The organism is Legionella clemsonensis (assembly GCF_002240035.1).
Classification (GTDB): Bacteria; Pseudomonadota; Gammaproteobacteria; order Legionellales; family Legionellaceae; genus Tatlockia; species Tatlockia clemsonensis.
The window spans coordinates 1,743,977-1,769,937 of sequence record NZ_CP016397.1 but is presented as its reverse complement, the minus strand read 5'-3'; the positions used below and the strand labels follow the sequence as shown (position 1 = coordinate 1,769,937).

Genomic DNA, 25,961 nt, shown 5'->3' with positions numbered 1-25,961 from the left:
CTTACTGCATGGTTATTACAATTTTCCCAAAATGTTCATTATTTTGCATTCGCAAATGCGCCTGCTCTATTTCGTCGAAGACAAATTTGGAGTCAATAACAGGCATTATATGTTGATTTAATAAGGCGGTACCCCATTGATGTTGAGCGGACTTCCACAATTCCGCTTTCTCGGCTAATGATTGTGAACGCAGGACAAAACCATTAATTTGCAATCGTTTTTCCATAATCCGTAGTAGATTCATTTCAACTTGATGGCCTTGCATGCAGGCAATTTGGATAAGTTTGCCTTGTATTTTTAAAAGTTTAAGGTGTTTGGGAAAATAAGAGCCACCTATAAAATCAACAATAACATCTACGGTACACTCTCCTAGCACTGCTTCGAAATCCTTCTGTTTATAGTTAATAAGAGTGATTGAAGCTAATTTTTGGGCTTTGAGCATTTTATCCTGGGTACTAGTAGTGCTGATTATTTTAGCACCTTGCAATTTAGCCATTTGAATGGCAAGCGATGTGATTCCACTTCCTGCAGCATGAATTAATAGAGTTTGTCCTTGCATTAATTGACCCAACAAAAAAACGGTAGCATGTACTGTTATTAATGCTTCAGGCAATGCAGCAGCATGATCATAATCCCAATTGCTGGGAATTCGCTCTGCCAAATGCTGATTAACGCAGCAATATTCAGCATAGCCTCCACTGCCAACAAGACCATAAACAGCATCACCCACTTTAAAACGTGTTACTTCATCCCCGATGGCAATCACATCCCCTGCTATTTCTAGCCCAGGAATGTCAGATTCACCGGCAGGTGGAGGATATTTGCCTTGACGTTGTAATAAATCGGCTCGATTAACAGCGGTTGCTTTCACTTTTATAAGCAGTTCTTCCTTTTGACAAACAGGAAGTGGTTGCTCATTAATGATCAAACGACTTTGTGGGCCTGAATTTTCTATTAAAATGCAACGCATAATATTGCCGAGAGTTTTGTTTAATCAATTGTAGCCTGGTTGCCGCTTAAGCGGCAACCAGATAAGGGTAAATACCAACCTACAGTACCTGCCATATAAGTATTTTATATGGTTTATATACAAATAAATCATTTCTGCAGAAGCCAAAATTACATAAAATAAAGTTTATCGTTGCAGAAGGTACAATATTTTAGGCTTGAACCATGAAGGAAAAATATGAGCCGGCAGAGCCTGGACTTCAAAACTTACCGCCAGAAATTAAAGTAATAGTTCTTAAGTTTCTTGATATTCAATCAAAACTGGCTCTATCACATACCAGTTATGGTTGGCGCGACTTAATTATAAACCTGCCAGATGCTGATGAAATAACGAAAAGATTATTTCGTCTTGACAAAAAAAGGCATCATCATAAGACAATAGAAATAATGTCGAGAACAATGACAGCAAATTCAGCAGCTAAACTGTTTGAAGAATTACTGTCTCTTAGTATCCCTTCGGTCTATATGTTTTTAATCATCACACACACCACACCGCTGTCTTTATTTTTTGATTCATCTGAGAAAAGAGGTGCAATATTTGTTTGTGCGGTAGTTATTATAGTGCTTGCCACAATGTTAGCCATCGCTGATGATCTGGTGCATTATCTTAGTGAAAGTGACGTAAACGCTGAGAAACAGTATGCACATCGCCGTACTTTTCAATTTTTTGCCCAATCCAATCAAGGTACTTCGCAAGGTTCTACACCGACCGATACAAATTCGGAGGAAGAAGGGAAGAATCTATATAGGGATTTATAGTACGCGAAACATACAAGGAACATAGTATTCCTCTATTAAAGCTCGCCAATTGAAAACCGTTCGTTATATACTGCAAAACAACCAGGTTATTTAATTGTTTAATGGCTAACTATACACAATATAAAAAACTGGCTTTGATACTTATCTTGCCACAATTGCTTGTCACGGTTTTATTTTTTATTTGGCCTGCACTGAGCGCTGTTATTCAGGCGTTTTTCTTTAGTGATGCGTTTGGTATAACTAGTCGATTTGCTGGATTAACTAATTTTTTTGATTTGATGAAGGATCCTGGTTATCTGCAGGCTGTCTATGTCACCTTTTTAATTGCTTCTTTTGTGACCTTATTAACAATAGGGCTGGGTTTACTCTTAGCGGTGCTTGTGCACGCGCGGCAAAAAAGCCAGGGAGTGTATAAAACGTTATTTCTATGGCCCTATGCAGTGGCTCCGGCAATCGCTGCCATACTGTGGCGCTTTTTGTGTCAACCCACCATAGGTTGGTTAACCCATGCACTGCAGCATTTTGGTATTGCTTTTAATTACCTTACCAATGCCAAACAGGCGTTGCTTGTAGTAATATTAGCCGCGAGCTGGCAACAATTAAGTTACAATTTTTTGTTTTTTTTTGCAGCACTTAAAGCAATACCTTCTTCTTTAATTGACGCAGCAATTATTGATGGGGCATCAGGATGGAGACGTTTTTGGCAAATTATTTTTCCACTCTTGTCCCCAACAAGCTTTTTTTTATTAATAATGAATTTAATTTACGCATTTTTTGACACATTTGGCATCATTGATGTAATGACTAACGGGGGGCCTAACAATAGCACAACCACGTTGGTGTATAAAGTTTATAAAGATGGTTTTGTGGGATTAGACCCGGGAAGTTCTTCGGCGCAGTCGGTTATTTTAATGTTTATGGTTATTGTGCTCACACTAATTCAATTTCGCTACCTTGAAAAAAAGGTGCATTACGAATGAAAATCTTAATACGGGTTATAAACCATGGTTTGTTAATTTGTTTCGTATTTTTATTATTTATGCCGCTTTACTTAGCATTAGTTGCTGCAAGTCACGAAGCAACCGCTATGATGCAAGCGCCACTTCCTTCTTGGCCAGGATTTATGCTGTTTGACAATATTAAGACGGTTTTAACGCAAGGAATCACAGCTACCGGAGGACAACCGATATGGCAAATGTTAGTCAACAGTTTTATCATGGCAGTATTGATTGCCAGTGGTAAAATCATATTGGCTTTATTGTCTGCGTTTGCTTTGGTGTATTTTCAGTTTCCTCTAAAGGGTGTATTTTTTGCCTTAATTTTTTCAACCCTAATGTTACCGGTGGAAGTGCGGATAGTGCCTACCTTTCAAGTGGTTGCCACTTTTGGTTGGCTGAACAGTTTCGCTGGCTTGAGTCTACCATTAATGGCCTCAGCTACGGCAACTTTCTTGTTTCGCCAATTTTTTAAAACTATCCCCAAAGAATTGGTGGACGCAGCAACACTTGATGGAGCAGGGCCGCTGCGGTTCTTTAAAGATATCCTTTTTCCTTTATCAAAGACACAAATTGCGGCACTATTCATTATTCTTTTTGTATATGGTTGGAATCAGTATCTTTGGCCATTACTTATTACTACCGATAGCAGCATGTCAACTATTGTAATGGGCATCCGCTATTTAGCAGGCGTTGCAGACCAAATTCCGCAATGGCATTTTATTATGACCATCGCCTTAATTGCCTTATTACCTCCTTGCTTGGTTGTGTTGGTGATGCAACGGTGGTTTGAAAAGGGGTTAATCCATTAATGTCTACTGTAAATTTAGTTGATGTAAGTAAATACTATGGCCAACAACTCATTCTGGACAAAATCAATGTAAACATTGAAAAGGGTGAGTTTGTAGCAGTAGTAGGACCCTCAGGGTGTGGGAAATCGACATTACTGCGATTAGTAGCTGGACTTGATGCAGTAACCAGTGGCGCTATTTTAATTAATAATCAATGTGTGAATAAAATTCCTCCTGCCAAGCGTGATATGGCTATGGTTTTTCAAACCTATGCTCTCTATCCTCACATGACGGTTTTTGAGAATATGGCTTATGGTCTGAAAATGCGAGGGATGAAAGCTAAGGATATTCAGCAACGAGTTAATGAGGTGGCAACGCTGCTGCAATTGTCAGATTATCTGCAACGCAAGCCTCTCTCTTTATCAGGTGGGCAGCGGCAACGTGTGGCGATGGGGAGGGCAATTGTGCGCTCACCTGCTGTATTTTTATTTGATGAGCCACTTTCCAATCTTGATGCAAAGCTGCGCACAGAAATGCGTTATGAAATTAAAAAACTGCACCAACAACTGAATACTACTTGTTTGTATGTTACTCATGATCAAACAGAAGCGATGACAATGGCTTCAAAGGTGCTCGTGCTAAATAAAGGACAGGTTGAACAAATTGGTGTCCCACATGTTCTCTACAATCAACCTGCATCGTTGTTTGTTGCAAGTTTTACCGGTCACTATCCAATTAATTTGCTCCCTGCAAAGATTGATTTAAATCATCAAAGAGTAATGACTGAACTGGGCGCAACATTTCCTTTACCCCCTCTAGACGATCCTATTGCTTGTGGTACTGAGGTTATTATAGGTATTCGTCCCGAGCACTTGCGAATTTCTGAAAAAAATACAACAACCGCTTTACCAGTAAAAGTTGAATTTGTCGATGATATGGGAGCTGACAAGCTGGTGCAAGCTATTACCTTGTGTGGCAAGGCCAAATTTACAGTGCGCGTTCCTGCCGATACTGAAATTATTGATAATCAATTTACCTTGGAACTTGTTGTAAATAAAGCTAATCTATTTCATCAAAAGACAGGGTTGCGCCTTGGAGGGTGGCATGGCTGAAGAAAAACAAGCTTTAAGAAAGATTGATGCTCCACTTTATAATTATTTTCAAGCGATAATATTATCCTTTTATAGCCGACGATTGTATGTTGATGTAGGTAAACGATGGAAAGGATTTGGAATGCTTTATTTATTACTGGTGATGTTTCTGTTTACCCTCCCTTTCGGCCTACGTATTATCTCTGACTTTGATACATTTTTCGAACAGCAACTTATAGAACCTATTAAGCAACTTCCGCCAATTTATATTCAAAATGGAGAGGTTTCTTTTGATAAACCCATGCCTTATTTTATAAAAAATGAGTCAGGGGAGGTCGTTTCTATTATAGATACTACTGGAGCAATAAAATCCATTGATGACACCTATCCCCATTTAGCAACGCTAATTACCAAGGATAAATTTTATTATCGAGTACCTTCACCACAGTTTTTTTTCACAAAACAGCCGAATAAAGAAAAAGATCCTGTCTATGTTCAGCCTCTCAGTAAAGATATAAATCAAATATTTGATGGTAAAACCTGGGTCGAATCCTCAGGTTTATCCAGAGTGAAATTAGTTTCCCAATTAATCATTTATCCCACTATAGCGCTCGTATTTTTTGCTATTTATCTGGTTTTTTTATTGGTATTTGCGCTAATGGGGCAATTTCTTGCAAGACTTTTTTTTCACCTGACTATTAGCTATAAACAAACAGCGCGTTTATTGGCAGTAAGTTTAACCCCACAGATACTTTTTCTTGTATCAGGCTTAACTCTTGATTGGCTTTTTCCAGGTTTCGGTTTAGTACTGATTATTCTTTTAGCATTTTATTTTAGCTTTGCTGTTATCTCACTAAAACGTGAAAGTCAGAAGCTGGTGGTTTCGTGAAGGAATTAATTCATTTTGCGCATGGAAATGGATTTCCTTCGCTCTGCTATTTACAACTGCTGAAACAACTAGAGAAAAAATATAACTATTGTTACATCGATAAAATAGGACATAATCCTCTGTTTCCCGTTACAGAAAACTGGCATCTCCTCGTAGATGAGGTGATAGCCAGTGTAGAGTCGCAAGCCACTCAACCAGTCATTGCAGTAGGACATTCATTAGGTGGTGTGTTAAGTTTACTGGCTGCCATTGAAAAGCCCAGTTTATTTAAAGCAGTGGTAATGATTGATTCACCACTTTTAGGACGAATTAAGTCAAGTATGGTACGACTGGCCAAAGCCTTAGGAATTATTGACAGGGTTACACCTGCATTCAGAACACGAAGTAGAAGGGAGCATTGGCAGACCAAAGAACAACTCATTGACTATCTTAAAACTCGAGATTTATTTAAAACATTTACACCTGAATGTCTGCAGGATTATATTGACTATGGGCTAAGAAAAACTGAGTATGGATATATACTACGCTTCGATCGCCATATAGAATATTTAATTTATCGTACTATACCGCATACTCTTCATGAATATGAAGGTCAATTAACAGTCCCTGCGACATTAATATATGGAGATAAAAGCACAGTGGTTGATAAACTGGATATACGCTACATGAAGAAGCATTACAATATATCGAGCGTCAGAATGAGCGGTACTCACATGCTCCCTATGGAGGCGCCAGAGCAGCTTGCAAATCAAATTTTCACTGTACTGGATGCTATACTGAAACAATGACAACTTCCTTTGAATTGCTTGAAAACTGCCGTCTTCTAAGCCTATTCTAAGAATGTTTCATTAAACTACAAACCCCAGCAAACTTATTAAAAGGAGAGAATAGTGGTGCATAGTCTAATCGTTCTTGCAGCGGTAAGCGCGGCTATCTTATTGTTAGCCAAACAAGCATCTCTTGTCGTATGGGCTATCAGTTATGGTCTTTTTGCTTTATTAGTGACAAAGTATGGCTCTCCAGGTGTCATTACCCAAATTGCTTTGTGGACCGTATTTGCTGTATTGGTATTGGGTTCTATTAAGTCGCTACGCAAAAATTTATTAACGCGTCGGCTATTTGGCATAGTAAGTAAAGCGATGCCTGCGATGTCTTCTACAGAGCGAGAAGCGCTGGAAGCTGGAACAGTCAGTTGGGAAGGAGATTTATTCAGTGGAGCTCCTGACTTTAATCGTTTACTGGCCACACCTGCAGTTAAACTGACTACAGAAGAGCAGGCTTTTATTGATGGTCCGGTTAACGAGCTTTGTCGCATGATTGATGACTGGGATATTACACACGTACGAACAGACATGCCTCCTGAAATGTGGCAGTTTATTAAGGAAAAAGGCTTTTTAGGAATGATTATTCCTAAACAATATGGTGGTTTGGAGTTTTCAGCAACTGCGCAATTTTCAATACTTGCCAAATTGTATGGCCGTTCTGTTACCGTAGGTAGCACCGTCTCTGTGCCCAATTCATTAGGTCCTGCTGAGTTGTTGTTAAAATACGGTACAAAGGAACAAAAGGAGTACTATCTGCCACGGTTGGCTGACGGAAGAGAGATTCCCTGTTTTGCGTTAACAGGACCTAACGCTGGGTCAGATGCCGCTTCTATTCCAGATAAAGGAATAGTTTGTCGTCAGGAATTTAATGGCAAAGAGGTGTTGGGGGTCCGCTTAACATGGAATAAGCGCTATATTACCCTTTGTCCTGTTGCAACGGTGATTGGTTTGGCCTTTCGCCTGTTTGACCCTGAAAACCTGCTAGGTAAGGGGACTGATGTGGGAATTACCTGCGCATTAATCCCTGCAAATACACCTGGAGTGATTAAAGGACGCCGTCATTTCCCACTCAACACTGGTTTTTTAAATGGTCCTACTCAAGGAAAGGATGTATTCGTTCCAATGGATTATTTAATTGGTGGCGCTGCTATGGCTGGTGCTGGTTGGCGTATGCTGATGGAATGCTTAAGTGCAGGTCGGGCTATTTCTTTGCCATCCAGTGCGACAGGTGGCTCGCAAGCCGCTGCTTTAGCGAGTGGCGCTTATGCAAGAATACGTAAGCAATTTAATACAGCGATTGCCAATTTTGAGGGAATTGAAGAGCCATTAGCAAGAATTGCTGGATATACTTATCTAATCGATGCTGGTCTTAGTATGGCGGCAGCAGCGATTGATCATGGGGCTAAACCTTCAGTAGCAGGTGCAATATTAAAATATCATACGACTGAAAAGGGACGTCAGGTAGCGATTGATGCTATGGACATTCATGGTGGTAAAGGTATTTGTTTAGGCCCCAATAATTACCTTGGACGTGGTTATCAAAATCTGCCTATTGGTATTACTGTAGAAGGAGCCAATATTCTGACCCGTAGTCTTATTATTTATGGTCAGGGAGCTGTCCGTTGTCATCCTTATGTATTTAAGGAGCTAGAAAGCGTTAGGAAAAAAGATTTAAATGCTTTTGATGAAGCATTTTGGGGACATGCTGCCTTTGTGTTTGCTAATCTGACGAAATCAGTTATTTTCGCAATAACTGATGCCCATTTTGTGTTTACGCCCAAAAGTAATGTCAGACGTTATTATCAGTTGATTCATCGTTACAGCACCAATTTGGCCTTTTTATCTGATTTTGCGATGGCCGTGCTTGGAGGGGAGCTTAAGCGAAAAGAAAGAATGTCTGCCCGTTTGGGGGATGTGCTTAGCAATTTATATTTGGCTTCTGCAGTCTTAAAAAGATTCCATGATGAAGGTGAACCAATAACAGATTTGCCTCTGGTTGATTGGTGCTGTCAACAATTGTTACATGATAGTGAAGTAGCCATTCGAGATGTTATTTCGAATTTTCCTGCTCGTTGGGCTCGTATTGTACTGAAGTTAATTCTACAACCCTTTGGTAGTCAGCGTCCTAAACCTGCAGATGATTTAGATCATAAATTAGCTCAACTTCTCACGCAACCGAATGAAGCCCGTTCACGCTTAACTCGTTTTGTATTTAAAGAAGCCATCCAAAATTGTCCTTTAGGTTGTTTGGAAGAAACGTTTACTATGATTTGTGCAGTTGAAGAACTTGAGAAGAAAGTAAGTCGTGCTGTGAAGGATGGAGAACTCACTTCTTTAACTTTATTAAAACAGATTGATGAAGCAGAGCAGAAGGGTTTATTAAAAGAAAACGATGCAGCTCGCTTAAGAGCCGCTGAAATTAAACGACAAGAGGCTATTGCAGTTGATGATTTCAGTGATGATGAGTTGCGAAGACCTACAGCTGATTCTTCATTAGTAAAAGGTGCTAAGAAAAAGGAAGTAACGCCCAGTGAAGATGATTTAACAGCAGAGGTAATATAATTTTATTTGCTCAACGTGCAAAAAGACGACCAGTGTGGTGTGATTAAGCGCAGTTTAATCCTGCCACACTGCAAAATAGGAGTTATCAAGTCAGATAATTAGAATTACTTTCTCCAGAACTGTTCGATAAACATGGTAAAAATTACCCTAACCAATCAAAATCCCGATTCTTCTTACAGAAAAGCTATTGTGGATGTTGGCTCAAAAATTTGCATCATTGATGATCAAGAGAAGAATCTAGATTATCTGCGGGCCATTAATTTTCAGCACCCTCTACTAACTTATCCAGCTTTGCAATCCACTTCTAATTCCTATCATTATAGCTATACGAATGTCGATGAGTTGCTGAAGACAGCAAGATATATTTACGCTACACTTCTTCAGTCCAAAAAACCTGAGGACTGTCAGTTTGTCATTTCACCTTCACCAAAGTTTCATTCTTTAAAAACTACTTATCAGATTCCTTTTTCTTTGGATCCTCATAAACCTGCAAAAAATCGTATTAGCGTCAATCAATTGAATGAGTTGATAAGTCACTTGTCTAATCATTCTTTTCGCTTTATTGATAATCTAATAATTGAGGAGACACTTTCGTTAGATAATCTGCCGTCAAAAATTAACGGGAATACTCTTTTTAATTTTGATAAAAAGACTTATCTTTTTCTACATAAAGCAGATCCGTTTGAAAAAATTGAATTACGTTATATAAATGGATTCATTGGCTTTGGTGTTTATGCGAAGGAAACAATACTACGTGGCGAATTTGTTTGCTTGTATCATGGGATCAAAAAAAGTATCCCCGACATGAAGCGCTATTATTTCAATTTTCATCTTGATGTACTTGGTCTGGGAACGGACGCACGATTTTGTAGCAATATTGCTCGATTTATAAATCATGCTCCAGCACTGGCCAGAGTAAAACAGTTTGACTCCTCATTGCTTTATGCCAATCTTGGTTATAAAAGGTATTTTCTCTATGGTATTGAAGTAGTGGGTTTTATCGCCTTAAGAAATATTGCAAAAGGGGAGCAATTGTTCATTGATTATGGGCCAGAATATTTTGATCCGACAGAAGAATACCGTTTTAATATTAGCGAAAAACTTACAGACCCCATGGGCAGTCTATTAAAAGAAAAATATCACGAAAAATTAAGTATATGGAGAATAATGGCTAAAAACGGTATTACTCAAGCAGCATATCGTCTATTAAAAAGACCAATAATTGCACTTTTTATCGCGTTAGTAGCTCTTAGTTTAATTTACAGTTTATAACTCAATAAATTATTTTGAGCACCTCAAACTTCCTCAAGAACGTCATCTGGCATAGTAACGTTAAGTTCAAGAACAGAACTATCTCCCAAGCGCTCGAGATTTACGCTAACCTGATCGCGACTAATACGAATGTATTTTGCAATAACGGCCAAAATCTCTTCCTGAAGCTTGGGTAAATAATCTGGAGTATTTCGTTGCGAACGCTCGTGAGAAATAATAATTTGTAAACGCTCTTTTGCTACGGAAGCTGTAGTGTTTCTTTTTCTTAAATAGCTAAATAGACTCATGCTGGAATATCCTCCTTGTTTTTACTGAACAAGCGGCGGAGCAATCCTTTGCGTTCAGTATTTACAAAACGCATTGGGCGACTTTCTCCCAAAAAACGAGCAATAGCATCCTGATAAGCAAGGCCCGCATCACTCATTTCGTCGAGGACCACCGGAGTTCCCGTGTTAGAAGCTTTTAACACTGCTTTAGATTCAGGAATAACGCCAATTAGAGGAATTGCAAGAATTTCTTTAACATCGTCAACGGATAGCATATCACCTTTTTCAACTCTTTCAGGGTCATAGCGGGTCAATAACAGGTGTTCCTGGACTGGTGTTTTATTCTCAACGGCTCTTCTTGTTTTGCTAGCCAAAATACCCAGAATCCTATCTGAATCGCGTACAGAGGAAACTTCAGGATTTGTTACAACAATAGCATGATCCGCAAAATACATTGCCATTAAAGCACCAGTTTCAATTCCTGCTGGTGAATCACATACGATAAATTCAAATTCATTGGCTAAATCATTTAGAACTTTCTCAACCCCAGAGAGAGTCAAGGCATCTTTATCACGTGTTTGAGATGCCGGCAGTATGCACAAATCAGGTAAACGTTTATCTTTAATGAGGGCCTGATTTAGATTAGCTTCCCCATTGATTACATGGACAAAATCATAGACAACCCGGCGCTCACAACCCATAATAATATCGAGATTTCTAAGCCCTATATCAAAATCAATGACCACGGTCTTATGGCCTCGCATGGCGAGCCCTGAAGAAATTGCTGCTGAAGTTGTGGTTTTGCCTACACCACCTTTACCTGATGTGACAACTATAATTTTAGCCAACGTTAAATCTTCCTATAGTTAACTTTTTAACTCAGTTTACACGTTATTGTTTAGTCAATTCAAGCTTAAGGAAAGATTTAATTTTCATTCCTAATTTTGATTTTTTGTAAGTATTTTTTGGTATTTATTAATAATGCCTGAACTTTAGTAAAGGGTTGAATTTTTAAAATGGAAAAAAGAATTGTCTTCATAAATAATTACCGGACCATGGTATACCATAATCCGGTTTGTAGGTAATCAATATCTAATTTAATACCAACCATTAGAGCCGCAGCAGGCCACGGTATAGCTTCCACAGCCACCACAAGAACTTGTGCCACAGCAATTTGAAAATCCGCAGCTAGAAACTAGTGCTGAAGCTCCTACTATTAACAACAAAAAAGCTATTTTTTTCATGATAGCATCCTTGCATTAATTGGTGCATTTATTATGCACATGGACTTAATATCTAACAAATATGAATGCTTCATTGTGAAGCGTAGTCATAGAACTTCAGATATTCAAGCTTAAGATACAACAATTTTGGTTATCCCTGGTTAGGGAGAGCAAGCCATATATTGATTTAACCGTTTGATTTTTCAATATTAATATATGTGTGATTGGAGTAGAAGAGGGAGTAATATCTTAATCGTATATTTAATATATGCTTAACATTTATGCATTATACTCAAAATGTGCCACCCTTGGAGTTTAGTATGCATCTTGTTGTTTATTTTTGCGGAACGGGTAATCCAGGAAATAATTTTCCTAAATTATATGATTACCCATCTGAAAGTGTGCGTACAATTTTTGTGAAAGGTTGTGATGAACCTGAAGTCTGCAACAGTGCTTCTTTCCCTGATTTAAAAAGATTTGCCAAACGCTTTACCCAAAAGCTTTTTGGAAGAAATAATACGATTGAAGTGAATGAAGACGTTCTAAAAAGTATCGGAGTACGGTTAGATCGTAGTAAACCAGGTGATGGCAAGGAGGAAATTGAGAGTATTACTTTATGCGGATACAGTCGTGGTGCGGTTACTTGTTTTGAAGTTGCAAAACAATTAAATCAACTAGCTCCCAATATTCCAGTCAACATAGTGGCTGATCAACCTGTTCCTGGAAATTTCTATCAAGGAGCAGGAACGAATGCTGGCAGCATTGCTGATTGTAGTAATCTATCTAATTTAAGAAATGTCACTGTCATTTTAGGTTCTTACACTGGCGCGCTAGTTACACATGTTGATTTGCATACATGCTTAACTATGCCTGACGATTTGCAACCTTATAAAAATAGCTATTTAATGGCTAGTGACAAAAATAAAGTTTATTACATAAATTCAACCGGTGAGTCTGAAGTCGTAGAGACAAATGCTAGAATGGGCAGCCATCTCGCATCTTTGGGAATCACGCAAAGTAAAGAAGAAAAATATACTATAAGCAGCAGATCCTTTTTTGAATTGATTGCCCATGAATATAGACCCGAAGCGCAACGTGAAGTAACGAGTCCTATTCATCGCGGTTTTTTTTCACAAATTTTACCCAAGTTACCACGCACGGCTGAGCGGCAAATTATTTTAATTCCACGTGAAAGCCATCATCAAAATAGGATTAATGCTCCAAGTGGAGAAGAACACATGCATATGCAGGTGGCTAAATACCTCCATGAAAAAGGGGTGATTTCAAAAGAGACTTTTGAACGAAAGCGAGAAGAAGCCAAATCGACTTATTCTCACTATGAAAATCTTCCGGCCAATCTCTTTCCACCTGTTAATCAACTACAGAGTTTTTTTGGCTTAGAAAAAGAAGAAGCTTATCGCTATCTTGATAAACTTCATCCTGCAATAAACCTGCGAAAAGGCATGACATGGCAGCCAAAAAAAGAAACTTTAATTGCGTGGTGGAACAGACAAGAGAAACATGCCTCGCGCTTCTCTACTCAATTGACCAAAGATTTAGTGAAAACAATTCGGGTCACAACAAAAGACGATATTGAAAGCCTGAAAAAGCTATTTATTCAGGCAGACAAGTGGTTAATTATGAAGGAAAATACTTTAACCTCACGTTACTATCAAGTAGAGAGTTTGCGTAATAATATTTATCATGATTTGGTGCAAAATAGTCATGTGCCAAAGAGAGAATTAGCTGAGCTAAATCGACAAAATTTAAGTGAAACAGGTTATTTTTTGAAGCATTGGCAACAGGGTAGCAAAGCTGCGTCTTGGTTCAGAACGAAAGAAACTATAAAACTGGATGAGGTATTTAAACAGCATGACACTATAAAACCACCCACTCGGGAGGGGGATTTGGCATTAAGAAATGCTTTAGGTGAATGGTTGGAAGCCAAGAAAACATCGCAAAGCAAGCGGTATGATTTGGTAGTGGAAATGCTGGAACATTTACAGGATGTTATTGATAAGAACTATGACATGGAAAGCAGTGTTAAATTACAAAATTAACGAAGCCCGTATGAGTGTTAATTCTATTCCCAGAACTATCTATAATAAATAGTATAAAGTGGAAAAAATAAGGGAATAGGTGATGCAAACCTCGCATTTAACGGCTGAAAAAATAGTGGATACAGCGCTTATTCTTGCTAAAAGAAGCTCTTGGGAAAATTTAAAATTGTTTGATATTGCTCATTATCTTGATGTCAATCTGGCAGATATTCAGCATCATTTCCTTGAGAAAAATGAGTTGGTGGATGATTTTTTTGAGCGTGCCGATAGGGCAATGCTATTGAAAGGAAGTCAGCCTGATATTGTTCAACTTCCTGCAAAAGAACGCTTGGCTCTATTACTCATAGAATGGTTTGAGTATATTCAACAGTATCGACAGATAGCAAAAGAGATGATTTGTGCTCAACTTGAGCCAGGTCATTTACATACCCAGTTTTCATCCTTGTTGCGTGTCAGCAGGACTGTTCAATGGTGGCGCGAATCTGCCCAACGCTCAGCTAGTTATTTACATCGAGCAATGGAAGAAACTGGTTTAACTGCAATTTATGTTGCCTCACTTTTATACTGGCTGTACGATGACTCAAAAGATGCGATAGATACCAAACGTTTTATTGAAAAACAATTAACACGCGCAGATAGACTTGTTCATTTCTGTAGAAGATTTCCTAAGCCTTGCTCAGAATGACGCCTTGTTGGTTATTATTTAGATAAAGTATAAATTTGCCCTGGAAGATCACCAGAATTATTTGCTATTTCCTATAATGTTCGTATAATGTTCGGTTAATTTAATTTTAGGAGTGTGGTATGTTTTCTATCGTACAGCAAGCACTGACTTTTGACGATGTGTTATTGATTCCTGCCCGCTCTGCCGTATTACCGAAAGAAGTGTCTTTGAAAACTCGTTTAACACGTGAAATTGAATTAAACATGCCTCTGCTTTCTGCAGCAATGGATACAGTTACTGAAGCGCGATTAGCCATTGCTCTGGCACAAGAAGGCGGAATAGGCATTATCCATAAAAATATGGGAATTGCTATTCAGGCGGAAGAGGTCCGGAAAGTTAAAAAATTTGAAAGCGGCATGGTGAAAGATCCCATTTCTGTTTCACCCCATATTACGGTAAAAGAATTATTGGAGGTCATGGCCAAACATAACTTTTCTGGTATGCCTGTCGTTGAAGGTGAGTTGCTGGTGGGCATAGTAACCAGTCGAGATATTCGCTTTGAAACAAATCTGTCTTTACCGGTTAGCGCTGTGATGACGCCCAAAGAACGTTTAGTCACTGTTAAAGAAGGAGCTAGCAGAGAAGAAATTCGCAGTTTATTGCATAAGCATCGTATCGAGAAATTACTTGTTGTTAACGATGCTTTTAACTTACGCGGTTTAATTACTGTCAAGGATATTCAGAAAGCAAAGGAGAATCCTTTTGCCTGTAAAGATAGCTTTGAACAATTACGCGTAGGTGCTGCTGTTGGTGTTGGTGAAGGAACCGATGAGCGGGTTGAAGCATTGGTTGATGCTGGTGTTGATGTTCTTGTCGTAGACACGGCTCATGGGCACTCTCAGGGAGTACTCCACCGGGTCTCCTGGATAAAAAAACACTTCCCTGATATTCAGGTAATTGGTGGTAATATAGCAACGGCTGCAGCAGCGCTTGATTTGGTGGATGCGGGTGCTGATGCCGTTAAAGTAGGTATCGGTCCAGGTTCTATTTGTACTACACGCATCGTAACGGGTGTTGGTGTACCCCAAATTACTGCCATCGCTAATGTTGCTGAGGGACTTAAAGGTCGAGCACCTATAATCGCTGATGGTGGCATTCGCTTTTCTGGAGATGTTTGCAAGGCATTGGCTGCAGGAGCAGATACAGTCATGTTAGGTGGCTTATTTGCAGGTACCGAGGAATCTCCAGGGGAAATCGAACTTTATCAAGGAAGAACTTATAAAAGCTACCGTGGTATGGGATCAATAGGGGCTATGTCACAAACACAAGGTTCCAGTGATCGTTATTTTCAAGACGCAAGTCAGGGGAATGATAAATTAGTGCCAGAAGGGATTGAAGGAAGAGTACCCTATAAAGGGCCCGTCCAAACCATCATTCATCAGTTAATGGGAGGTTTGCGCTCTTGCATGGGATATACAGGATGCAAAACGATACAAATGCTACATGATAATGCAAAATTTGTGCAAGTAACCAACGCCGGCATGCGTGAATCCCATGTACATGATGTGAGTATCACTAAACAAGCTCCCAATTATCAAGTTGATGACAATTAATTATGACAACTATTAAACGCAAGCCCCTCGTTATTCTTGATTTTGGTTCACAATACACGCAGTTAATTGCAAGAAGAGTAAGAGAGATGGGGGTGTATTGTGAAATTCATCCTTACAATGTTGATGCAGAAGTACTCAAACTCTTAATGCCTTGTGGCATTATTTTGTCAGGAGGTCCTTCGACGGTAACTCTGGACATTAATCCCAAAGCTCCGGAATGGCTATTTACTTCTGGTATACCGCTGTTAGGCATTTGCTATGGAATGCAAACCATGGCTGTACAATTAGGAGGACAAGTTCAATCCTCCACTCTTCGTGAATTTGGTTATGCCGAGTTGCGATTACATGGTCACAGCAAATTACTAGAAAATATTGAAGATCGAACTACACAGGATGGCAGCGCTTTATTGGATGTCTGGATGAGTCATGGCGATAAGGTAACTCAGTTGCCGCCCGGTTTTGAAGTCATCTGTGAAACACGTAATGCGCCTATTGCTGGTATGGCTCATAGGTCGCGGCATTGGTACGGTTTACAGTTTCACCCCGAGGTCACCCACACCATACAAGGTCTGCGTATTTTACAACGTTTCGTTATTGATATTTGTCAAGCTGAAACGAATTGGACAGCGGATAATATTATTGATGAAGCCATTCATACTATCCGTCAGCAAGTGGGCGATGATCAGGTTGTACTTGGACTTTCAGGGGGCGTAGATTCTTCTGTAGTTGCGGCTCTCTTACATAAAGCAATTGGTAAACAATTAATTTGCGTATTCGTAGATACCGGACTATTGCGACTTAATGAAGCAGATCAGGTAATGACCATGTTTGGTGAACACATGGGCATACAAATTATTGCCGTTAATGCAGAGGAAAAATTTTTAGACGCCCTACAAGGTGTGGATTGTCCTGAAAAAAAGCGAAAAATTATTGGCCGCACATTTATTGAAATATTTGATGAAGAAGCTCAACGTCTGCCTAATGTCCAATGGCTGGCTCAAGGTACCATTTATCCGGATGTTATCGAATCTGCAGCAACCCAAAATAATGGCGCTTCCATGGTTATTAAATCACATCATAATGTGGGTGGCTTGCCTGAAACATTAAATTTGCAGCTTCTGGAGCCCTTACGTGAGCTATTTAAAGATGAGGTCCGAAAAATTGGGCTTGAATTGGGTTTGCCCTATGAAATGGTTTATCGTCATCCTTTTCCTGGTCCTGGTTTAGGGGTGCGTATATTGGGTGAAGTTAAAAAAGAATATGCCGAGATTTTACGTCAAGCTGATGCTATTTTTATTGAAGAATTAAAAGAAAATGGGCTTTATCACAAAGTCAGCCAAGCATTTGCTGTTTTTTTACCCGTTAAAAGTGTTGGGGTAATGGGAGACGGTCGACGTTATGATTATGTTATTTGTCTTCGTGCTGTAGAAACGGTTGATTTCATGACAGCTCATTGGGCCCAATTGTCTTGGGATTTTCTGGCAAAGGTATCTAATCGCATCATTAATGAGGTTTCTGGTGTCTCTCGCGTAACTTATGATATTTCTGGCAAACCTCCAGCGACAATTGAATGGGAATAAAAGATTTTTTTTGGATGACCGAAGCTTACAATCTGGCTTTAAAGGCTAAAGATCAGGGAGAAATTCCTGTTGGGGCTGTTTTGGTTGCTGAGAATAACCAACTCCTGGGAAGAGGGTGGAATCAAGTATTGCAAAAGCATGATCCCTGCGCTCATGCCGAACTTATTGCGCTGCGTGAAGCAGCTAGACAACTGCAAAATTATCGTTTGCTAAATACCACCCTTTACGTCACGCTTGAGCCCTGTGCAATGTGTGCAGGTGCGCTTGTACACGCTCGTGTAAAACGAGTAGTTTTTGCCACGCGCGATTTTAAGGCAGGTGCTGCAGGTTCTGTTTACAACCTATTACAAGGCTATCCCTTAAATCATCGAGTTATTATTGACGAAGGAATTATGCAGCAAGAGTGTGCTCTTTTGTTGACTGATTTTTTTAAAGCAAAAAGAGGTTAATGTAGGGTAGAGGTTGTCACTCATAGCCCTTTTTCTTACATTATCAAGGCCAGAGGATGACGAAAATTTACACGTTGTGCTTGAGTCAGAATTGATGGATCGTTAAAAACGGAGGTCAAGTCCCAATAGACGTCATTGCGATAAGCGTAGCGATGAAACAACCTAGGGATACAGCGCAAGAAATCCAATTTTTAAATGCCGTAATAAGACCTAAGTATAATGGGTTACAAAAGTGAACGCCGCTGTGCTGTAAATAACGATTCTCAGAAGTTTTCAGTAAACAATTCTCGTGTTAACGCATGCTTTAGCTGCTCTTTTTCTTCCTTACTTAAAGGATTTCCCCTTTTTGTCGTAATAAAAAACATATCCTCTACACGCTCACCAAAGGTGGCAATTTTTGCATTATGTAAACTAATCCCCATTTTTAAAAATACACGGCTTATAGTAGCAAGTAGCCCAGGTCTATCAGTAGTGATTAGAAACAGGCTGGTTTGGTGAAGTTGACTGTCCTCACTAAAACTTATTTGCGGTTTTAAATTAAAGTGGGCCTGAGTACGTGTAATTCGGCGTCTGGTTGTTGTTGGTAATTTTTCATTATTGGTAAGTTGCTCTTTTAGCGCATTTTGAATGATGATAATTCGCTCTTTATCAAAAAAAGCCTGATGTTGCTCGTTTAAAATAATATAGGTATCTAAATCATAACCATTGTCACAAGTTAAAATAGTAGCCTCCTGAATGGTTGCATAATAATTACTTAACACGGTAGTGGTAATCGTAAAGCGCTCATCACGATGAGGCATGTAAATAAAAACTTCAGTGCCGCCCTGGCTGTGATGAGGCATAATGAGCACCAAAGGATACTCTTTGCTGTTAATAATGGCTTTAGTGTGCCTGGCAATAACATGGGCTGGTTCATGCAGGAAATATTTATCTTTAAAATGAGACCACAAGGCTTCGACTGTTCCTTGACTAAAACCGCTTTTTAATAAAAACTTCATGGCTTTATCTTTTCGAGACCGAATAACTGCGGCTTCATCCAGTAGATTTTTTTCCTGCATAGCAAAACGAGCTGCTCGATAAAGCTCTTTTAACAAGGAGTCTCTCCAGGTATTCCAAAGTTTTTGATTGGTAGCGCAAATATCAGCCACTGTGAGTAAATACAGATAATCCAAATAGGCTGCCTGAGGAAGCTGGCTACAAAAAGTTTGAATGGTTTTAGGATCATAAATATCTTGACGTTGTGCTGTTTGTGACATTAATAAGTGATTGCGGACCAACCAAACCAGTAATTCACGCTCGGCCTCACTTAATCCATGACGGCAAGCGAAATGGCGAGCTTCTTCAGCGCCAAGCTCTGAATGATCACCACCGCGACCTTTGGCAATATCATGGAAAAGGGCTGCAAGATACAAAATCTCGCGTTGTTTAATCATGGGCATTAATTCTGCTGCCAATGGAAATTGGTCAGCATATTCTGCTTTTAAAAATCGGGCAAGATTACGAATAACAAAAAGAGTATGTTGATCCACCGTATAAACATGAAATAAATCATACTGCATTTGTCCAGTGACTGCAGCAAAGCTATCCAGATAGTAACTGAGGATTCCATATCGATTCATATGCTGAAGTGTCTCAAAGGGATCTTCAGCTGTTTTAAAAATAGCAAGAAAGCATGCTGTCGCTGCTTGTGATTTACGAATTTTGTGAGTAAATAAATACAGACTCTCCCGAATTAGACGAATAGTACTTGCTCGAACACCAACTATATGTGGACGTTTAGCTATCCATAAAAATAATTCCAACAATGCCAGCGGTCTTTGTCTGAACACTGAGGGGTGTTTTACTTCAATATAATTATTGGCGAGCTGGAAATTACTGTCCAACGGTGTTATCTGTTGTTTTTCGTGATAAACGATAGCCTCTGCAAACCATTGTAATAACATTTCATTAAGTGCACGAATGCGCTTGATAATTTTAAAATAGGTTTTCATGAATTGTTCGATAGCCAGACTGTGTGATTTATCGGTAAAACCGAATAAACTGGCTAATTTGATTTGGTGGTCAAATAATAAACGCTCTTCCTGTTTCCCCGCAACCATATGTAACGCAAAACGAACTTTCCAAAGGAAATGTTGGCAAAATTGAAGTTCCTCATATTCTTTTTCAGTGATAAAACCACTATGAATAACGTCAGCAAATTGATGAATACCAAAATGGCGTTTGCAAATGTTTAGAAGAATATGAATATCTCTTAAGCCACCCGGACCGTTCTTAACATTAGGTTCAAGATTGTAAGCTGTATCACCATATTTAGCATAACGTTGAGTCTGCTCTTGTTTTTTAGCAAAGAAATAGTGATTACTAGGCCACATGTGGAGAGGGTGTGTTTTGTAGAGGAGTTCTTCCATTAAACTACTGTGACCCTCAATTAAATGGAGATCCAGAATACTAGAAATAACACTTAAATTTTTACTGGCTAAATCCGCACAGGCCTCAACGGTGGTAATCTGGTGACTTACCTCTAACCCCACATCCCAGCAAGATTGTATAAAGGCCTGTGCTCGCTGAGAGTGTATTTTTGAAATTTCTTCGGAGTGTAACAGCAGTAGATCGATATCTGAATATAATTGGAGTTCCCGTCGTCCATAGCCACCCAAAGCCAGAAGACAAAATTTATTGTCTTTATCCAGTTGGTGTTGATGAAATAGTCTCAGTAATATCTTGTCTATGAACGTAACTAATTTATTGGTAAGGGAGGTAATATTTTTTTTGGGGTAAAATTCTTTACACAGCTCTTCCTTGAACTGTTTAATTGCTTGTTTTAGAGCAAGATTAGCGTTCTTCATTGCGTAAGGTTAAAATTTCAACCCCGTCCTCAGTGACCAACAGCGTATGTTCCCATTGTGCTGAAAGACTGTGATCCTTAGTAACAACAGTCCAATTATCAGGTAGCAAGCGGGTATGGTGTTTGCCAATATTAATCATGGGTTCAATGGTAAACGTCATACCAGGTTTTAGTACTTCACCAGTACCGGGAATTCCATAATGCAACACCTGAGGATCTTCATGGAAAATACGACCAATACCGTGGCCACAATAGTCTCGCACTACCGAGCAGCGGTTTTTTTCAGCATGTTGCTGTATGGCATAACCTATATCCCCCAAACGTACCCCTGGTTTTACCATATTAATGCCAATGAATAGACATTCATGGGCAATATTTACTACATGTTTTGCTTTAACAGAAGGGCTACCGACAAAAAACATTTTGCTGGTATCTCCGTGATAACCCTCTTTAATAACAGTGACGTCAATATTAATAATGTCCCCATCTTTTAAAATTCTTTTACCAGGAATGCCATGACAAACAACATGATTAATTGATGTACAAATAGATTTGGGGAAGCCATTGTAATTTAAAGGAGCAGGGATGGCATGTTGTTCATTAACAATGTAATTGTGGCAAATTGTATTGAGTTCATCAGTGGTTATACCCTCTTTAACATAGGGACCTATCATCTCCAGAACCTCAGCAGCAAGTTTGCCAGCAACACGCATCTTTTCTATTTCTTCAGGAGTTTTTATTGTTACTGCCATTGTTTTAATCCGCAAAATATAAATAGTAGCATAAGCTTTCTTTTCGTCGAACATTATGACGGGATTCTATTAATTATAAAAGAAAATTTAAATGATGAAGGGTAGGTAATGGTCTTTAGATTTGGCAGCACTTGGCTGGAGGAAGATAAAGCCGTAGCCCGGGGTATCCAGTTGTTTCGCCCAGGGCTATTGGCTTATAAGAAGAGTATTAGCATTTATGATTCATGCGCTTTTCTTCCCATTGCTTCATCAGTTGTTTGAATTGTGACTTTTGATCTGCATTAAGAACACTATAAATTTGTTGCTTAGCAGAAATTTTCGCTTTCATCATTTCGCCTAGCAGTTCTTTCTTTTGGCTAATCAAGCTATTTAACTTGGAATTATCCAAAGTATCTGCTGCAATCAAATCATGAATTTGAGAGCGAATGGATTTCATTTGTTCCCAATTTGATTGTTGGCTTTGCTTCAGTTGATCCTTAATCGCTTTGATTTTTGCCTGCTGTGAAGCGTCTAAATTCAAAGAATCCATCATTTCTTGCATGCGCTTACCAGGACAGGGACATGAGCCATTGTCTGAAGACATGGAAGAAGTAGTGGATGTGGTTTGATTTGAAGTAGACGTATCATTTGCAGGAGCAGCAAATGCTGATTGTCCTAAAGCAAAAGATAAAACCAATGCAACTAGCGATATTTTTTTCATTTTACTATCCTTAGTTAAAGTTATTATTAAAAACTCCTCAGCAACGATTATAGACACTGATTTTTATTTTTTCCTCAAAATCAGAATAATAATGATAAAAAAAAATGAATTAAAGTCAATGAAGTTGATGATTGTGCTGGGTTATGGTATAAATACGGCGCTTTTAACGACACACACGCTTCGTCACATGCGGTGGGGTCCCGATAGGGTACCGCATGGGAAGTGTGGAGGCTTAACCCTGGAGAAATATATGAACGTTAGTATGCGTGAACTGCTAGAAGCGGGGGCTCATTTTGGCCATAGAACCCGTTTTTGGAATCCAAAAATGGCCCCTTATATTTTTGGTTCCAGAAATAAAATTCACATTATCAATCTGGAAAAAACGCTACCAATGCTAAATGATGTAGTTAACTATGTCGGTCGTTTAGCATCAAATAAAGCAAAAATTCTTTTCGTAGGTACCAAGCGAGCAGCACAGGAGAGTATTCGTGAGCATGCTAGGCGCTGTGGTATGCCTTATGTTGATCATCGTTGGTTAGGCGGTATGTTGACTAACTGGAAAACAGTACGTCAATCTATTTTTCGTCTCAAAGAATTAAAAGAAATGCGTGAAAAAGGCGCATTTGAGATGATGATTAAGAAAGAAGCATTAATGCTCACCCGCGAATTGGAAAAACTGGAGCGAGGATTGGGCGGTATTGAAGATATGGGCGGTTTGCCTGATGCTCTTTTTGTGGTCGATGTTGGATTTGAGCATATCGCAGTCGAGGAAGCTCGCCGCTTGAAAATCCCTGTTATTGGTATTGTTGATACAAACAATAGTCCTGATAACGTAGATTATGTGATTCCAGGCAATGATGATTCTATGCGTGCTATAGAAATTTATGTGCGCTGTATTGCGGATGCGATTCTTGATGCCAAGCAAGGTAATACTGTAGGGGGCGTAGCATCGGATGCTGAATTCGTTGAAGTGCCTACAAATAATAAAGAAGTAGAAAAAGCAGCAGATGAATAATTAACTTTTAAAAGAGAGGGGGGCGTTGATTTATTGACGTACCCCCTTTTTGTTATGTGGAGGGGTGGATTATGTCAATTAGTGCTTCATTAGTAATGCAATTAAGAGAGCGTACTGGTGCGGGAATGATGGAGTGTAAAAAATTTCTGATCGCAACTAACGGTGATATCGAACAGGCAATTGTTGAAATGCGTAAAGCTGGTCAAGCTAAAGCAGATAAAAAAGCCGATCGTGTCGCCGCAGAAGGTGTTATTGTTATTGCTCGCTCTGCGGATAGTCGTTCAGCAGTAATGCTTGAAATTAACAGCGAAACTGATTTCGTTGCTCGTGATGAGAATTTTACAAACTTTGCAACGAAAGTTAGCGAAACTGCACTGACTTCTTCGGCTGCCAATATTGAAGAATTATCCAATCAAACCATGTTGGGTAGCAATCTGACCGTCGAACAGGCAAGACAAGAGCTTGTTGCCAAAATTGGTGAAAATATTAAGTTGCGTCGTATTGAAAGAATGTCTTCTGATGGTGTAATTGGTCATTATCTGCATGGTAGCCGCATTGGTGTTCTCGTCAATATGAAAAATGGTGATGAGGCGCTTGCAAAAGATATCGCTATGCATATTGCTGCCAGCCGTCCTATGGTTGTTAATCGTGATCAAGTTTCTGCTGAGGCAATTGAAAATGAGCGGGAAATTTTTACTGCTCAGGCTCGTGAAAGCGGTAAGCCACAGGAAATTATTGATAAAATGATCGAAGGCCGTATCAATAAGTTTGTTGATGAAGTTAGTCTTTTAGGTCAGCCATATGTTAAAGATCCTAATAAAAAAGTGGGTCAATTGTTAAAGGAAAAAAATGCTGAAGTGATTTCCTTTACTCGCTTTGAAGTCGGTGAAGGGATTGAGAAAAAAGAGGATAATTTTGTTGAAGAAGTAATGGCTCAGGTTCGTGAGTAATGATGAATTCCAGTCAGTCGCAATTAAAATATAAGCGCATTTTGCTAAAGTACAGTGGTGAAGCATTGATGGGGAAAGTACAATTTGGTATTGATCCATCAATTCTTGACCGTATGGCCAAAGATGTTGCCGAACTAATTCGTATGGAAGTTGAAGTCGGCATAGTCATTGGTGGTGGTAATTTGTTTCGCGGTAAGGCGTTATCGGAGGCTGGTCTCGGGCGCGTAACAGGCGATCACATGGGTATGCTTGCGACAGTAATGAATGCTTTGGCTTTACGTGATGCTTTAGAGCGTATTGATTTGCCTGCACGTATCATGTCTGCGATTCCCATATTGGGAATTGTAGATCCCTATCATCGACGCAAGGCCATCACTCATCTACGTAATGGTCATGTGGTCATTTTTGCGGCGGGTACAGGCAATCCATTTTTTACTACCGATTCTGCAGCCTGTTTAAGAGCAATCGAGGTAGGTGCTGATGTTGTATTAAAAGCAACAAAAGTTGATGGAATCTATTCGGCAGATCCTCTTAAAAACCCTGATGCGGTTCGTTATGATTATTTAACTTACAAGCAAGTGTTACGAGAAGGATTGGAGGTAATGGATTCGACGGCCATTTGTTTATGCCAGGATCACGGAATGCCGCTTCAGGTGTTTGATATGGCAGCTCCAAATGCGCTGAAGAAAATAGTTCTCGGTGAACGGGTTGGAACCATAGTAGGAGCAAACCATGATCAATGATATCAAGCAGGACGCTGAAAAGCGTATGAAGAAAACAGTCGAAACACTACAAAATGATTTAACTAAAATTCGCACGGGTCGTGCTAATCCTAGTCTTTTGGATCATGTTCAAGTCGACTATTATGGTAACTCTACGCCTTTGAACCAGGTCGCTAATATTACCGTTAGTGACTCTCGTACCTTATTGGTTACTCCATGGGAAAAGTCAATCGTTGCGGCTGTGGAGAAGGCAATTTTAACCTCTGATTTAGGATTAAATCCGGCAACAGCTGGAAATGCGATTCGTGTTCCCATGCCTCCTCTGACTGAAGAGCGCCGTAAAGAAATGATTCGCGTGGTAAGAGGAGAAGGTGAGCAAGGACGAGTTGCTATTCGGAATATCCGTCGTGATGCCAATAACCATCTTAAAGACTTGGTTAAAGCAAAGGAAATCTCGGAAGATGATGAGCGTCGTGCGAGTGAGGTGATTCAAAAATTAACCGATAAATACATCGCAGAGGTTGATGCTCTGTTGGTTGAAAAAGAAAAGGATTTGATGGAAGTTTAATTCCTGGACAGGTGAGTATTGGGAAAATAACTGTCTTCGCTTAATCACGTTAGATAGAAGACAGGCTCCTACTCTAATAGTAGCAGTACGCATGGTTTAGTTGGGGTCGCTTTCGACCCTAACACCCTGGGCAAACTTGACTGTCCTATTGCAACAAGAGACTACATCAGCGTTAGGAACTACCTTGACCAGGTAGTCTACCTCCTGGAGTAAATCTTCCACCACTGACGTCAGTCAATTTTTGGGGCGAAATTTTTTTCTCTTGTTTGTCTTTTTTTAAGTTTTTCTGCTTGAGGGATTTATTCATAAAATGCTTTTAAATCGGTGATTGGTAATTTTACTATAGTATTAATAATTACCTTT

The 25,961-nt window shown here is 39.4% G+C and carries 25 protein-coding genes; 17 read left to right on the top strand and 8 right to left on the bottom strand.

Annotated features, from left to right (window positions below; all coding sequences use genetic code 11):
* Position 1 precedes the first annotated feature (1 nt).
* Complete coding sequence (locus clem_RS07640) at positions 2 to 970, bottom strand: NAD(P)H-quinone oxidoreductase (RefSeq protein WP_094091091.1); 969 nt, start codon at positions 968 to 970, stop codon at positions 2 to 4.
* A gap of 203 nt (positions 971 to 1,173) precedes the next feature.
* On the opposite strand from clem_RS07640, the gene clem_RS07635 reads away from it, so the two are divergent.
* The 8 genes from clem_RS07635 (at position 1,174) to clem_RS07600 (ending at position 10,191) form a co-directional block, all read left to right on the top strand.
* Complete coding sequence (locus clem_RS07635; RefSeq protein ID WP_094091090.1) at positions 1,174 to 1,767, top strand: F-box protein; 594 nt, start codon at positions 1,174 to 1,176, stop codon at positions 1,765 to 1,767.
* Positions 1,768 to 1,868: 101 nt separating this feature from the next.
* Positions 1,869 to 2,747, top strand: coding sequence for a sn-glycerol-3-phosphate ABC transporter permease UgpA (gene ugpA, locus clem_RS07630; RefSeq protein ID WP_094091089.1), 879 nt, complete (start codon positions 1,869 to 1,871; stop codon positions 2,745 to 2,747).
* Positions 2,744 to 3,574, top strand: coding sequence for a sn-glycerol-3-phosphate ABC transporter permease UgpE (gene ugpE, locus clem_RS07625; protein WP_094091088.1), 831 nt, complete (start codon positions 2,744 to 2,746; stop codon positions 3,572 to 3,574). The genes ugpA and ugpE overlap by 4 nt, the downstream gene beginning before the upstream one ends.
* Entirely contained in the window at positions 3,574 to 4,665 is a 1,092-nt protein-coding gene (locus clem_RS07620; RefSeq protein ID WP_094091087.1) for an ABC transporter ATP-binding protein, read from the top strand. Before ugpE ends, clem_RS07620 begins: the two co-directional genes overlap by 1 nt.
* Positions 4,658 to 5,533, top strand: a complete 876-nt coding sequence (locus clem_RS07615) for a DUF1189 family protein (protein ID WP_232505429.1) — start codon at positions 4,658 to 4,660, stop codon at positions 5,531 to 5,533. Before clem_RS07620 ends, clem_RS07615 begins: the two co-directional genes overlap by 8 nt.
* A complete protein-coding gene (locus tag clem_RS07610; protein ID WP_094091085.1) occupies positions 5,530 to 6,321 on the top strand; it encodes an alpha/beta fold hydrolase in 792 nt (263 codons plus the stop codon). Before clem_RS07615 ends, clem_RS07610 begins: the two co-directional genes overlap by 4 nt.
* 102 nt (positions 6,322 to 6,423) lie before the next feature.
* Positions 6,424 to 8,919: an acyl-CoA dehydrogenase gene (locus tag clem_RS07605; RefSeq protein ID WP_094091084.1), complete on the top strand. Its 2,496-nt coding sequence runs from the start codon at positions 6,424 to 6,426 to the stop codon at positions 8,917 to 8,919.
* 132 nt (positions 8,920 to 9,051) lie between these two features.
* The gene (locus tag clem_RS07600; RefSeq protein WP_094091083.1) at positions 9,052 to 10,191 is read left to right on the top strand and encodes an SET domain-containing protein-lysine N-methyltransferase; all 1,140 of its coding nucleotides are present in this window, start codon (positions 9,052 to 9,054) and stop codon (positions 10,189 to 10,191) included.
* Positions 10,192 to 10,214: 23 nt separating this feature from the next.
* Here clem_RS07600 and minE read toward each other — a convergent pair whose 3' ends face one another.
* The 3 genes from minE to clem_RS15305 all read right to left on the bottom strand — a co-directional run bounded on the left by minE (position 10,215) and on the right by clem_RS15305 (position 11,625).
* Positions 10,215 to 10,478, bottom strand: coding sequence for a cell division topological specificity factor MinE (gene minE, locus clem_RS07595; protein ID WP_094091082.1), 264 nt, complete (start codon positions 10,476 to 10,478; stop codon positions 10,215 to 10,217).
* A complete protein-coding gene (minD, locus tag clem_RS07590) occupies positions 10,475 to 11,305 on the bottom strand; it encodes a septum site-determining protein MinD (RefSeq protein WP_094091081.1) in 831 nt (276 codons plus the stop codon). Before minD ends, minE begins: the two co-directional genes overlap by 4 nt.
* A 197-nt stretch (positions 11,306 to 11,502) precedes the next feature.
* Positions 11,503 to 11,625 carry a hypothetical protein gene (locus tag clem_RS15305; RefSeq protein WP_269766782.1) on the bottom strand — a complete coding sequence of 41 codons (123 nt, stop codon included), beginning with the start codon at positions 11,623 to 11,625 and terminating at the stop codon, positions 11,503 to 11,505.
* 375 nt (positions 11,626 to 12,000) lie between these two features.
* Here clem_RS15305 and clem_RS07585 point away from each other — a divergent pair, with 375 nt between their 5' ends.
* The 5 genes from clem_RS07585 (at position 12,001) to tadA (ending at position 18,046) form a co-directional block, all read left to right on the top strand.
* Positions 12,001 to 13,740 carry a hypothetical protein gene (locus clem_RS07585; RefSeq protein ID WP_094091080.1) on the top strand — a complete coding sequence of 580 codons (1,740 nt, stop codon included), beginning with the start codon at positions 12,001 to 12,003 and terminating at the stop codon, positions 13,738 to 13,740.
* A gap of 82 nt (positions 13,741 to 13,822) precedes the next feature.
* Positions 13,823 to 14,425 carry a ubiquinone biosynthesis protein COQ9 gene (locus clem_RS07580; protein ID WP_094091079.1) on the top strand — a complete coding sequence of 201 codons (603 nt, stop codon included), beginning with the start codon at positions 13,823 to 13,825 and terminating at the stop codon, positions 14,423 to 14,425.
* Between the two features lie 119 nt (positions 14,426 to 14,544).
* The gene (guaB, locus tag clem_RS07575; RefSeq protein ID WP_094091078.1) at positions 14,545 to 16,017 is read left to right on the top strand and encodes an IMP dehydrogenase; all 1,473 of its coding nucleotides are present in this window, start codon (positions 14,545 to 14,547) and stop codon (positions 16,015 to 16,017) included.
* 2 nt (positions 16,018 to 16,019) lie between these two features.
* Positions 16,020 to 17,597, top strand: a complete 1,578-nt coding sequence (gene guaA / locus clem_RS07570; RefSeq protein ID WP_094091077.1) for a glutamine-hydrolyzing GMP synthase — start codon at positions 16,020 to 16,022, stop codon at positions 17,595 to 17,597.
* Between the two features lie 14 nt (positions 17,598 to 17,611).
* Entirely contained in the window at positions 17,612 to 18,046 is a 435-nt protein-coding gene (gene tadA, locus clem_RS07565; protein ID WP_094092311.1) for a tRNA adenosine(34) deaminase TadA, read from the top strand.
* A gap of 263 nt (positions 18,047 to 18,309) precedes the next feature.
* Here the strand turns inward: tadA and glnD are convergent, their stop codons facing one another.
* The 3 genes from glnD to clem_RS07550 all read right to left on the bottom strand — a co-directional run bounded on the left by glnD (position 18,310) and on the right by clem_RS07550 (position 22,343).
* Positions 18,310 to 20,892, bottom strand: coding sequence for a [protein-PII] uridylyltransferase (gene glnD / locus clem_RS07560; protein WP_094091076.1), 2,583 nt, complete (start codon positions 20,890 to 20,892; stop codon positions 18,310 to 18,312).
* On the bottom strand, positions 20,879 to 21,643 hold the full coding sequence (gene map / locus clem_RS07555) for a type I methionyl aminopeptidase (protein WP_094092310.1): 765 nt from the start codon (positions 21,641 to 21,643) through the stop codon (positions 20,879 to 20,881). Before map ends, glnD begins: the two co-directional genes overlap by 14 nt.
* 208 nt (positions 21,644 to 21,851) lie before the next feature.
* Positions 21,852 to 22,343, bottom strand: coding sequence for a Spy/CpxP family protein refolding chaperone (locus clem_RS07550; RefSeq protein ID WP_094091075.1), 492 nt, complete (start codon positions 22,341 to 22,343; stop codon positions 21,852 to 21,854).
* Between the two features lie 250 nt (positions 22,344 to 22,593).
* Between clem_RS07550 and rpsB the strand changes: the two genes are divergently transcribed.
* From rpsB to frr, 4 genes are all read left to right on the top strand, one after another.
* Entirely contained in the window at positions 22,594 to 23,358 is a 765-nt protein-coding gene (gene rpsB / locus clem_RS07545; RefSeq protein WP_094091074.1) for a 30S ribosomal protein S2, read from the top strand.
* 68 nt (positions 23,359 to 23,426) lie between these two features.
* On the top strand, positions 23,427 to 24,308 hold the full coding sequence (gene tsf, locus clem_RS07540; RefSeq protein WP_094092309.1) for a translation elongation factor Ts: 882 nt from the start codon (positions 23,427 to 23,429) through the stop codon (positions 24,306 to 24,308).
* Positions 24,308 to 25,051: a UMP kinase gene (pyrH, locus tag clem_RS07535; RefSeq protein WP_094091073.1), complete on the top strand. Its 744-nt coding sequence runs from the start codon at positions 24,308 to 24,310 to the stop codon at positions 25,049 to 25,051. Before tsf ends, pyrH begins: the two co-directional genes overlap by 1 nt.
* On the top strand, positions 25,041 to 25,598 hold the full coding sequence (frr, locus tag clem_RS07530) for a ribosome recycling factor (protein ID WP_094091072.1): 558 nt from the start codon (positions 25,041 to 25,043) through the stop codon (positions 25,596 to 25,598). Before pyrH ends, frr begins: the two co-directional genes overlap by 11 nt.
* A gap of 172 nt (positions 25,599 to 25,770) precedes the next feature.
* Here the strand turns inward: frr and clem_RS15300 are convergent, their stop codons facing one another.
* Positions 25,771 to 25,905 carry a hypothetical protein gene (locus clem_RS15300; RefSeq protein WP_269766781.1) on the bottom strand — a complete coding sequence of 45 codons (135 nt, stop codon included), beginning with the start codon at positions 25,903 to 25,905 and terminating at the stop codon, positions 25,771 to 25,773.
* Positions 25,906 to 25,961 lie beyond the last annotated feature (56 nt).

Coding starts and splice junctions, on each gene's coding strand:
- clem_RS07640 (WP_094091091.1), bottom strand. CDS start 970: ATGCGTTGCATTTTAATAGAAAATTCAGGCCCACAAAGTCGTTTGATC.
- clem_RS07635 (WP_094091090.1), top strand. CDS start 1,174: ATGAAGGAAAAATATGAGCCGGCAGAGCCTGGACTTCAAAACTTACCG.
- ugpA (WP_094091089.1), top strand. CDS start 1,869: ATGGCTAACTATACACAATATAAAAAACTGGCTTTGATACTTATCTTG.
- ugpE (WP_094091088.1), top strand. CDS start 2,744: ATGAAAATCTTAATACGGGTTATAAACCATGGTTTGTTAATTTGTTTC.
- clem_RS07620 (WP_094091087.1), top strand. CDS start 3,574: ATGTCTACTGTAAATTTAGTTGATGTAAGTAAATACTATGGCCAACAA.
- clem_RS07615 (WP_232505429.1), top strand. CDS start 4,658: ATGGCTGAAGAAAAACAAGCTTTAAGAAAGATTGATGCTCCACTTTAT.
- clem_RS07600 (WP_094091083.1), top strand. CDS start 9,052: ATGGTAAAAATTACCCTAACCAATCAAAATCCCGATTCTTCTTACAGA.
- minE (WP_094091082.1), bottom strand. CDS start 10,478: ATGAGTCTATTTAGCTATTTAAGAAAAAGAAACACTACAGCTTCCGTA.
- clem_RS07585 (WP_094091080.1), top strand. CDS start 12,001: ATGCATCTTGTTGTTTATTTTTGCGGAACGGGTAATCCAGGAAATAAT.
- clem_RS07580 (WP_094091079.1), top strand. CDS start 13,823: ATGCAAACCTCGCATTTAACGGCTGAAAAAATAGTGGATACAGCGCTT.
- guaB (WP_094091078.1), top strand. CDS start 14,545: ATGTTTTCTATCGTACAGCAAGCACTGACTTTTGACGATGTGTTATTG.
- guaA (WP_094091077.1), top strand. CDS start 16,020: ATGACAACTATTAAACGCAAGCCCCTCGTTATTCTTGATTTTGGTTCA.
- tadA (WP_094092311.1), top strand. CDS start 17,612: ATGACCGAAGCTTACAATCTGGCTTTAAAGGCTAAAGATCAGGGAGAA.
- glnD (WP_094091076.1), bottom strand. CDS start 20,892: ATGAAGAACGCTAATCTTGCTCTAAAACAAGCAATTAAACAGTTCAAG.
- map (WP_094092310.1), bottom strand. CDS start 21,643: ATGGCAGTAACAATAAAAACTCCTGAAGAAATAGAAAAGATGCGTGTT.
- clem_RS07550 (WP_094091075.1), bottom strand. CDS start 22,343: ATGAAAAAAATATCGCTAGTTGCATTGGTTTTATCTTTTGCTTTAGGA.
- rpsB (WP_094091074.1), top strand. CDS start 22,594: ATGAACGTTAGTATGCGTGAACTGCTAGAAGCGGGGGCTCATTTTGGC.
- pyrH (WP_094091073.1), top strand. CDS start 24,308: ATGATGAATTCCAGTCAGTCGCAATTAAAATATAAGCGCATTTTGCTA.
- frr (WP_094091072.1), top strand. CDS start 25,041: ATGATCAATGATATCAAGCAGGACGCTGAAAAGCGTATGAAGAAAACA.
- clem_RS15300 (WP_269766781.1), bottom strand. CDS start 25,905: ATGAATAAATCCCTCAAGCAGAAAAACTTAAAAAAAGACAAACAAGAG.